Below are 1,097 nucleotides of genomic sequence, written 5' to 3' on the forward strand. Positions count from 1 at the left end.
AACGTGTTATGCCAGCGTTATGTGTTTTTTTGAGATTATTGCAATAACCAATATTCAGTCTTAAAGTAAGTAATCTATTTTCAGAGGTAAGTCTTATGATAAGTTGCAATGAATATGATTATATTGAAATCGTCTGCTTATACCGATATCCAGTTAGGTTAACGATGAAAGTGGGTGATTCTATCAAAGGCGTTGCTCTTGATACATCACGTAATGAAAGTAAGAATGAATGTATCAAACTCAATGCTAATGAAACTGAAATCCTAGTCGAATTGGATGGTATCTCTAAGCTGGAAGTTTTAATTGATAATCCACATTTTTCTGAGGTTATCTTTAAATAATCTCTAGGTATTCATAATATTTCTGTGAGTTGGTCTATTTGAGTAGTCTACTTTTTTAGTATTACTGCGATCCCTTTGAGAGGGAAATATTTGGCTTATAAGAACACACATAACAATCGCATCAACACGATTTGCTACATTCGGCATTCTAGGTTTCTTTGAGTTTACCGTATTAAGTGGTAAATTTGGGCTTAATCTGCATGGTAGCAAACGTGTTATGCAGGCGTTAATCGTACAAGGAGGTACAATGTATAAATTACGAAAACTGGAAGGTGAGCAAGGTTGGCTAGATGCGGATGGAGTTAAGATTTATACCATTTCAGCAAATGGAGAACCAATCAATATGGTCGCTTTTCATCAACGACTAACAGTGGTTAAATCTGAAATAACTCTCGAATGGGATCAAACTGCTGCGTTCGTTATTTTTCATAATGGTGCAAGTTGTAAGTATTTGGTTTTAGCTTGGTGGGGTAATGATAATGAATTATTTACGTCAGTATCAGTTCAAGTTAATGGGGTTTGGGTTGTAGATCCAACTAAATATTCGTTTTGCCTTTATGATATTGAAGTCATGTGGAAGGAACGTAATATCTACATAGAAACAATCGATTGTGAAAGTCCGTCATTGGTTAAGTACCGCACTAGCCGTTAGATGTACGTTTAACAAAGCAATCAACACGATGCTATTACACTCGGCATTCGCGGTTTAGAGTTTAATTGGCTTGGTAAGTCAGTCGTTCGCACGTGTTATTGCGG

At 36.1% G+C, this 1,097-nt stretch carries 2 protein-coding genes; both read left to right on the forward strand.

What is annotated here, in order from left to right:
- Positions 1-95 precede the first annotated feature (95 nt).
- A complete protein-coding gene (locus A6E04_RS15555; protein ID WP_083199047.1) occupies positions 96-341 on the forward strand; it encodes a Rho-binding antiterminator in 246 nt (81 codons plus the stop codon).
- 247 nt (positions 342-588) lie between these two features.
- Positions 589-993, forward strand: coding sequence for a hypothetical protein (locus A6E04_RS15560; protein WP_065611799.1), 405 nt, complete (start codon positions 589-591; stop codon positions 991-993).
- Positions 994-1,097: the final 104 nt, after the last annotated feature.

Source organism: Aliivibrio logei (genome assembly GCF_001691055.1).
GTDB classification, from domain to species: Bacteria; Pseudomonadota; Gammaproteobacteria; order Enterobacterales; family Vibrionaceae; genus Aliivibrio; species Aliivibrio salmonicida.

Coding starts and splice junctions, on each gene's coding strand:
- A6E04_RS15555 (WP_083199047.1), top strand. CDS start 96: ATGATAAGTTGCAATGAATATGATTATATTGAAATCGTCTGCTTATAC.
- A6E04_RS15560 (WP_065611799.1), top strand. CDS start 589: ATGTATAAATTACGAAAACTGGAAGGTGAGCAAGGTTGGCTAGATGCG.